The organism is Microcoleus sp. S13C4 (assembly GCF_036700865.1).
GTDB lineage: Bacteria > Cyanobacteriota > Cyanobacteriia > Cyanobacteriales > Microcoleaceae > Microcoleus.
In genome coordinates this window covers 68,195-76,875 of record NZ_JAUBPS010000031.1, presented here as the reverse complement: position 1 = coordinate 76,875, position 8,681 = coordinate 68,195, and the positions used below count along the sequence as shown (strand labels likewise).

The following is an 8,681-nucleotide window of genomic DNA, read 5'->3' as shown; positions in this document are numbered from 1 at the left end:
CATTCTCTCCTTAACGGTGGCTCTAGTTTTTCTTGGACCACCGTTCTCATCTTTAGTTAGTCTAAACTACAGTAAATCAAGATTATGGTGTCATCCGCGAGGAACGAAGCAATCCCAAATCTGAGCGATTGCTGCATTTCTATCTGCTGTTTCCTTAAACTTTGATGATTTTTGAGTGCCTTGAAATACTATAGCCAACATCCTAACGCTTTCTCGATCGACTACCTCAACGACTTGCGAGGAGCAATTCTAGCCTCCCCTTATCTAGCAATCAACAACCTCAATCGCGATTTCATTGGCACAAAAGGGTTTTCCGTGGTGTTTCAACGTTCGGAAATCTCCGAAGTAGAACGGCGGTTCCCCTTGTTCAAACCCTATCTAGACCAAGCATTACAGCCTGAATGCAATGCTTTTTACCTCAACCCTTTGTTGCTGGGTGAAGGTTCCCGCGTCGATCCGCATATCGATCGATCTTTGCGATCGTACTGCAAAACTGTGGAACCTCCCGCAGCCGTCAGCGTTTTATACGTGCAAGTACCGCCGAATTTGCAAGGGGGAGAGTTGATACTGCGGCGCAACAAACAGCAAGTCGGGCAGATTAAGCCGCAAGCCAACTCGCTGATCTATTTTCAAGGAGATTTGACTCACTCTGTCAACGCCGTTAAAAGTACCGGAACTCGTTTGAGTTTGGTTTGCGAACAGTATAGTTTGAGCGAAACAGAATTGCAAGATATTCCAGGATTCACAGTGGAATCTAGGGCCGTAAAAGCAAAAATTAAGTAAGGTTTATTCGATCCTGGGTTGGGTCGCTTTCACTTGGGTTTACGGTAAACTTAAGGCTCAATCTAAATGCGGACTTTTGAGCATTTCCATCAACTTCCGCTTCCGACTGTGTACTTGCATCAGTTGAGAACGATAAGCAGACCACTGAAGATTTTGCCCAGTATGTAAATAGGCAGCGCGGGCTTTTTCCAACCACTTAATCGCCAGATTGTACTCGCTTGATTTCCCTTGGTCCATAATCGATGCAGCACGCCGACAAGCATTGGCGATTACCCAATCGGGGCTGTGGCTGATAGCAGCCCCCATTACTCGGTGAATCAGTGCTGAGTCGTAATAACTCAAGCAATCAGCAAGGGCGATCGCATCTTCAATCATTCCCTCATCCAGAAAAATATCAACCTTCGCGTCAGTAAAATTCCAACTTTCCTTACTTTTCAGAGTTGCTAACAAATCTGCTTTCAAAGTTGACCAACTATCTCTTGCTAACTCCTTCACTAAACTATAATCGCTAAAAGATGGTTTGATTTTAAATATCTGGATTCTAGCATTTAAGGCAAGTTCGTCTTCGCCCAACTCAACAGCCAACTCACTCATCGATGTTGCCAGTTGGTAATGGCAATGACCTGACAAATTTAACCCAGCTTGGCAAATTTCCAGAGCTTGTTCTAAGGCTCCCTGTTGCTTTAAAGTTTGAACGAGAGCCAAAGCATCTTCCGCTGATTGCATCTGGGTAGCAGCAGCTTCCACTGCTTCTTCTACTCTCCCCAAACGAGTTAACATCGTCAAGTATTGTTGAGTACAACCTTCTGCTTGGGCTAAGTATAAGTATTCTTGATCGCGTTCCTGGCGATCGAGGATTTGCAAGCGAATCAATGCTAAGTCGTGAGCACAGTCTGGTGCGTCACCAGCCCAAACTCCTGACCCAGTAATGTTTCCTTCAAGTACCTGTTGGAGTAGGGGGTCATCCCAACCTTGGCGTAAAGCTTCCAAGCTCATGCTGAAATCACAATCCCATTCATCTTGCCAAGCTTCTAACATCACCTGGAGATCGATCTCTTCTTCAGCAGTTAGTTGAGCCGTCAAAATGGCTTCTGTCCAAGCTTCATTCAAAGCGTTAGCTATCTCAGAATTGTCAGCGCCAAACTCTTCTACATCATCCCAATCTTCAACGCAGGCTGTGGTGATGGCTTCTAAAATTACTAAGGCGTTGTTGCCATCCCCCTGTTCGCTGAATTCCTGGGCTCGCTGAATTACATCTAAAAGTTCTTCTGTAATTGGGTCTTCCTCCCATCCATCCTCCAAATACCTCACAGCCTCTCGCAAAATTCGTCGTACTTGGTGTCGAAAAGGAGCAGGATCTATAGAGGTGTGGCGCGGTGCTTTGGTAGGTTGGTTTGAAGGTGCAGGAATAGCACTTAAGTTAATGTATTGTTCGATCGCATCAATGAGTGATGGTTCTTTTTTCACTAAATGCTGTATTAATTGCTGGGTTTGTACATCGTTGAGGCGATCGAGCAATTGTTCCAGTGTCGGGCCCTGCTCAATTATTTCTGGTTGCCCTAGACACAATAACAACGTCGCCACAATGTGTTTACACCACCCATCGTTATCGTAAGCACAAGTGCAGAATAATGTAGATCCTAATCCGGCATCATCAAAGGGCAGGGTAACACGGTAGGGTTCTACTTCGGAACCCTGCACTACTGCTTGCACCATATTGCCACGCCGGACTGCGCTAATAACATTGCCAGCTAAATAGTAAGCTTCACCCCGCTTGAGAGATTGGGCAGAGGTGTGAAGCTTGATCGTTGTTTCACTGAGTTTGGGAATGGGCATGAGACTATGCCTCAGCAGTTAAAGGATTAGACTCGATTTTACCTGATAAATACACTTGCTCTACAATTTAATTGCGTTCCGATTTGAGGTTTCCATAAATTTCAAAAATCTGTAAAAAAACCCGGTTTCTCCACACCCGTGCCTAAGTGCTGTCTCTGTCTAACTACTAAAATCGGAATATAGCAGAAGGAAGAAGGAAGAAGGAAGAAGGAAGAAGCAGTAAGAGCAATGGTTTCAGCGATTAAGAATGTCCTCACCGTCTTAGCGGTTGCTATAATAGCCAAACTTTTGATGAGTAACAGCCCATACAGCTAGTTTAGTGGGACAACCTCAGCTTAAGATTCCGACAAACAGCGAACAACGTCAAAGATGAAAATAGAACGATACAAAACATTTTCGCTCGACGCAGGGTGTCATGGAGTCGAAGTTGCAGGTTTGGTAAAATGCCAGAGGCGATCGACTTACCAATAAAAACCGCCAGATTAATTTAAACTGATTAAAAATTAGGCTGCGAAAATCCGATGATCCACAAGAAGAACCGCAAAAAGTTACCCTTATTAGCAGCGTTCTTAGTCTCGCAATTTATCCCTTGGTTCCTGAGTGCGATCGCGCTATTTCTCAGTCTCTGGGTCATCGTACCAGCACCCACGATGTTCCTGTACCCTTTGGCGGTGGGAGCACCAGAAATTAGTCCTTGGTTGGTCGGTATAAATACGATCGCCCTTCTGCTGAACCTGCTCCGACGCCATCAAGGCAAAGTCTACATTATTTTACTGATTTGTAACCTGTTCGCCCTCATCCTGAGCCTGCTTCCCCTGATTCAGTTCCCAACAGCCAATGCAGCGATAGCTACCCAAATGCAAGCAGTTTTAGGGGAAAACTATTTAGCAGCCGTTCCTCAAGCCGATCGCGCGCAGCTACGCCCTCAACCGTTTATCCTCGCAGATGCGTTCCGAGGAATTCCCCTCAGAAAGGTTAGGATCGATCGGGCTATTGGATTTGCCAACCCTGACGGAGTTTCACTACAACTAAACGTTTATCGGCCGATGCAAATTGGCAAATATCCGGCGATTATCACACTCTACGGGGGAGCTTGGCAGAGAGGCAATCCCGATTACAATGAGGAATTCAGCCGCTATATCGCCGCTCAAGGCTATTGTGTTGTCGCAATTGATTACCGCCACGCTCCCAAGTATCGATTTCCTGCTCAGCTTGAGGACGTACAAGCCGCTCTTTCCTATATCAAAACTCATGCTGGTGATTGGGAAATCGATCTCGATCGAATTGCTTTGATGGGAAGGTCTGCAGGTGCCCATTTAGCAATGCTAACTGCTTATGATTCAAGTGTGCTTCCAGTTCGAGCCGTGGTCAACTATTACGGGCCAAATGACCTGATTCGGGGATACAATGACCCACCTTTTCCTGATGCCATAAATGTTCGAGCCGTCTTGCGTGCCTTTCTGGGAGGAACCCCAGACGAACTCAATGAGCTTTACCGTCGGGCTTCTCCCATAAATTATATTAAACCGAATCTTCCCCCTTCTCTACTGGTTTATGCAGGTCGCGACCATATCGTTCAGCCCAAGTTTGGTCGATCGCTCTACCAACGATTACGAGCCACGGGCGATCGGGCTATTTTGCTCGAAATTCCTTGGGCTGAACACGCATTTGATGCTGTTTTTAATGGCCCGAGCAATCAACTGGCTTTGTACTACACAGAACGCTTTTTGGCTCATGCTCTGAAGTCTTCGGATTACCAACCAATTAAATAAAAGTTTAAATACTCATTTTTACTTAAATAAAGGCGTCTCAAACTGCCTAAAATATGGCTGTAACTCTCTTCATTTTATATCCCTAGAAATCCCCATTACTGCGCTGGGAAAGTTTTGTGGCGGTGCTAAATAAAAGCTTACCCCCCCAGCGGTGCGGCAACCACGGGGGAATTGCCCCTACAAATTTCATACCAGAATTCAGCAACGCCAAAGTGAGATCCTTTTCTTGGTACACTATATATAGTATCCCTCGATAATTCCTGTAAATGTACGATCGCCCTCAGTTTCAGCGCCCCGCGTCCTGTTACACTGAAATCCTGCGGTTGTGTGCGATCGGTGCGATCGATCTTTCTGAAAAAAAACTAAAATTCTGTAGCCTGCGATACATTTATTTGGTTAATGATTGTTTAAACTCTCCAAGTGTAGATTGTGTACTCTCCATAATTCTCCAAAACCCCTAAACGAGTGCGTTGTTTGCTGGACTGCGATTTATCGATCGTCGAACCGTTAAAAACCATAAGTAGTTTTGACCTGAATTCATCGGAATTGATTCGCACAAAATTTTTGAGCTGACCAGGGTAAAGATTAGTTACTAAATTTGTGCAGTGCAGACATCTATAATGTTGACTCAAGTTTGTACAGGCTCTTGCCATCTATCTTCTTGCTAATAACCGCAATCCAACCGCATCTCACACAGGATTGTCACACCCGATGGAGGGCGAAGTCATTGCGCCTCGCTCCTCCAATCTTTTAGAGTCTGCCAAAAAGGCATTCTCCCAAAAGTTAGCTTTGACAAAAAATCTTGGGTAAATCCAACATATTCGTCAATCGTTAGACTTTTGCTAACATCTATTTTTTATCAACAACTCGTCCTGCAATCCCAATAAAAATAACCATGAGTGGAAACCAATCGCGCGTTCAAGCAATTTCTCAAATCGTCAACCGCAAACAGATGCCTGCCCAGCCTCCCAAGCGGTTAGAAGATATGTGGGCAACAGACGTTTTTAGTCTGAGCAAGATGCAAGAAAGTCTGCCCAAAAGCATTTTCAAATCAGTAAAAAACACCGTTCAAACCGGCCAAAAACTCGATGATTCCGTAGCGGATGTAGTTGCAGCAGCAATGAAAGATTGGGCTATTTCCAAAGGAGCCCTGTATTACGCCCACGTATTTTACCCGCTAACCAACAGCACCGCCGAAAAACACGATGCTTTCATCTCAGTGCAAGGCGACGGCTCCGTCATCTCAGAATTTGCAGGCAAAGTTCTAGTACAAGGCGAACCGGATGGCTCCTCATTCCCCAACGGCGGCATCCGTTCCACCGCCGCCGCTCGCGGATATACAGCCTGGGATGTCACCAGCCCTGCTTATGTCATGGAAACCGACAATGGAATGACCTTGTGCATTCCCACTGTTTTCATCTCCTGGACAGGTGAAGCCTTAGACAAGAAAACGCCACTTTTGCGTTCCATTGCGGCAATGAACAAAGCAGCAACCCGAGTGTTAAAGCTATTAGGAAATACCGAAGTTGCTCCGGTCAATTCCAGTTGCGGTTCCGAACAAGAATACTTCCTGGTAGATGCCAATTTCACCAACAGCCGCCCCGATTTACTGCTAGCAGGTCGTACCCTTTTCGGCAAACCTCCTGCGAAAGGTCAGCAATTTGACGACCACTATTTTGGAGCGATTCCAGAGCGCGTTCAAGTCTTCATGCAGGAAGTAGAAGAAAGAATGTACCGGCTGGGAATTCCTGCCAAAACCCGCCACAACGAAGTAGCTCCCGGTCAGTTTGAAATTGCACCAGTTTTTGAAGCTGCAAACGTCGCCAGCGACCACCAACAATTAACCATGACAATTCTCCGCAACACTGCGAAGAAACACGGTTTTATGTGTTTGCTGCACGAGAAGCCTTTCGCTGGCATTAACGGTTCCGGCAAACACGTCAACTGGTCGGTTGGCAATGCCACCCAAGGAAACTTATTAGACCCCGGCGATACACCGCACTCGAACGTGCAATTTCTAGTTTTCTGCGGCGCTGTGATTCGCGGAGTTCACAAATACGGGCCGCTGTTGCGCGCGGTAGTTGCTACTGCCAGCAACGACCACAGATTGGGTGCAAATGAGGCTCCGCCAGCAATTATCTCTGTCTATTTGGGTTCGCAATTAGAAGATATCTTCGGGCAAATTAGCCGGGGAGAAGTTAAGGACTCTCAAGGTCGGGGAATTATGAATTTAGGTGTAGAAACGCTGCCTACTTTCACGAAGGATGCTGGAGACAGAAACCGGACTTCGCCCTTTGCCTTTACTGGAAACCGATTTGAATTTCGTGCAGTAGGTTCCGGTCAGTCTGTTTCTGGGCCGCTGGTGGCGATGAATACAATTCTTGCAGATTCTTTGGACTGGATTGCTAACAAATTAGAAAGCGATTTGGCTAACGGAACTGAACTGAATGCTGCCATCCAAACACTTCTCAAAGAAGTGATGGACGAGCACGGTGCGGTTGTATTTGGTGGCAACGGCTATTCGGAAGAATGGCACAAAATGGCTGTTGAGGAACGGGGTTTAGCTAACTTGCGGACTACGGCAGATGCTTTGCCCGTGTTGAAGGAAGGATACATTGAAGACTTGTTTGAAAAGACAGGTGTTCTGACTCCCGTTGAATTGGAAAGCCGTTACGATGTTTATGCAGAGCAGTATTTGCTGGCAATTGAAGTCGAAGCAAAACTGGTAATAAGCATGGCAAAAACCATTATTTACCCCGCTGCGGTGAGGTATTTAGCTGAACTTTCCGGCACGATTTCTAAATTGAAAGAGATTGGGATTGAACTGGAAAAGGAAAGTGCCGAAAAAGTAGCGATGTTGGTTAAGTCAATGATTGATACTGCGAGCAAATTGAGTGCTGCTTTGAGCAAGCACGATTTTGCTTCGACAGAAGATCATATGCAGTATGCTTCGCAAACAATTCGTCCTTTGATGGATGAGGTTCGCAAGTATGCAGATGCTCTGGAAGGTGAAGTGGCTGATGATTTGTGGCCGCTGCCTACTTATCAAGAAATGCTGTTTGTTAAGTAATCGCGAATTCGGTTAATTGCAGGTTAGAGTTGTAAGGACACGGCAGTGCCGTGTCCTTACTTTTTTTTGAGATTAAATGAGTGTTAGGCTGAATCTGTCAAAGGCATTAAATACTAACGAGAGTAAGAGTTGTGAAGCTTGTTGAGATACCCTTCAACAAATTTATCGGCGTAAAAAAAGTAATATTGCTGCGAAAAGCTATTATGCGAATTCAATCTCTCTTGAAACAGATGACTCTGGCGGCTCTAGCTCTGGTTTTTGCGATAAGTTGCACTCGATCGACTCCGAACGTAAACTCTTCCCCTGAAGCAAGCACCTCTAGCAGCTTTAGAGTGGCAATGGTCACCATAGGACCTAAAGATAACCACAGTTGGGCTCAATCCTGCTTTGAAGGATTGAATCTAATCAAAAATAAATTTAATGCTCAGGTAGACTTTACTGACAAAATTGACGGTGAACATAGTGAAGCTGCCATTCGCAAATATGCCCAGTCAGGCTATGACCTGGTAATGGCCGCCAGTGGTGCCTATATCAAAGCTGCCGAAAAGGTCGCTAAAGAATTCCCGCGAACGAAATTTGCCCTGGTTACAACATATCCAGGGAATAACAGAAATTTGGGGGCTGTTGCCTTTCGATCTGGTGAGGTGGGATACCTCACAGGTGCTTTGGCTGCCATGAAGACCAAAAGCAATAAAGTTGGCTATATTGTGGGTGCACCTTATCCGGTTTACAAAGAAGAAGAAGCCTTGTTTAGGCGGGGAGTGAAGGCAACGAATTCCTCTGTTCAAGCCTCGACTGCTTTTCTCAACACTTGGAGTGATACGGACAAAGCCACCAAAGTTGCAACGGATATGGTGGCCTCTGGAGTAGATGTTTTGGCAATCAACGCGGATGAGGCAGGGTTAGCCGCGCTAAAAGCCGTTACGCAAAAGCCAGGAGTCCTTGTGATTGGTTGGTCAAAGGATCAGTACAAACTGGCTCCCGGCAAAGTCCTAACTAGCGTTCTGGAGGACATTCCTAATCTGGTGCTAAATGCGGCCGTGTTAACCCAGCAAGGTCGGTGGGAAGGAAAACTTTATAAGTTTGGGCTCAAGGAAAAAATCTACGACTTTGCCCCTTTCCGTGGTAGTCTCACGTCTCAGGAAGAGGAGACTTTCAAGATTATCCGAGAAGCTGTGACGACTGGCAAAATCGATGTTTCTCCTTAGTGCACCGATTAA

At 45.8% G+C, this 8,681-nt stretch carries 5 protein-coding genes; 4 read left to right on the top strand and 1 reads right to left on the bottom strand.

The genetic code is table 11. The features are described 5' to 3' along the window. The first annotated feature begins 180 nt into the window (after nucleotides 1-180). The gene (locus tag QT996_RS15195; RefSeq protein WP_333047478.1) at nucleotides 181-783 is read left to right on the top strand and encodes a 2OG-Fe(II) oxygenase; all 603 of its coding nucleotides are present in this window, start codon (nucleotides 181-183) and stop codon (nucleotides 781-783) included. Between the two features lie 57 nt (nucleotides 784-840). On the opposite strand, the gene QT996_RS15190 is transcribed toward QT996_RS15195, so the two are convergent. Further along, on the bottom strand, nucleotides 841-2,619 hold the full coding sequence (locus QT996_RS15190; protein ID WP_333047477.1) for an SWIM zinc finger domain-containing protein: 1,779 nt from the start codon (nucleotides 2,617-2,619) through the stop codon (nucleotides 841-843). Between the two features lie 521 nt (nucleotides 2,620-3,140). Here QT996_RS15190 and QT996_RS15185 point away from each other — a divergent pair. The 3 genes from QT996_RS15185 (at nucleotide 3,141) to QT996_RS15175 (ending at nucleotide 8,669) form a co-directional block, all read left to right on the top strand. Continuing rightward, nucleotides 3,141-4,391, top strand: a complete 1,251-nt coding sequence (locus QT996_RS15185; RefSeq protein WP_333047476.1) for an alpha/beta hydrolase — start codon at nucleotides 3,141-3,143, stop codon at nucleotides 4,389-4,391. Between the two features lie 895 nt (nucleotides 4,392-5,286). Next, on the top strand, nucleotides 5,287-7,461 hold the full coding sequence (locus QT996_RS15180; RefSeq protein ID WP_333047475.1) for a glutamine synthetase III: 2,175 nt from the start codon (nucleotides 5,287-5,289) through the stop codon (nucleotides 7,459-7,461). 338 nt (nucleotides 7,462-7,799) lie between these two features. Then, nucleotides 7,800-8,669 (top strand): BMP family protein, encoded by an 870-nt coding sequence (locus QT996_RS15175; RefSeq protein ID WP_333047486.1) that lies wholly within the window; start codon nucleotides 7,800-7,802, stop codon nucleotides 8,667-8,669. Nucleotides 8,670-8,681 lie beyond the last annotated feature (12 nt).

Bases quoted from the DNA above. Each gene is read 5' to 3' on its own strand.
- QT996_RS15190 (WP_333047477.1), bottom strand. From the start codon at position 2,619: ATGCCCATTCCCAAACTCAGTGAAACAACGATCAAGCTTCACACCTCT.
- QT996_RS15185 (WP_333047476.1), top strand. From the start codon at position 3,141: ATGATCCACAAGAAGAACCGCAAAAAGTTACCCTTATTAGCAGCGTTC.
- QT996_RS15180 (WP_333047475.1), top strand. From the start codon at position 5,287: ATGAGTGGAAACCAATCGCGCGTTCAAGCAATTTCTCAAATCGTCAAC.
- QT996_RS15175 (WP_333047486.1), top strand. From the start codon at position 7,800: ATGGTCACCATAGGACCTAAAGATAACCACAGTTGGGCTCAATCCTGC.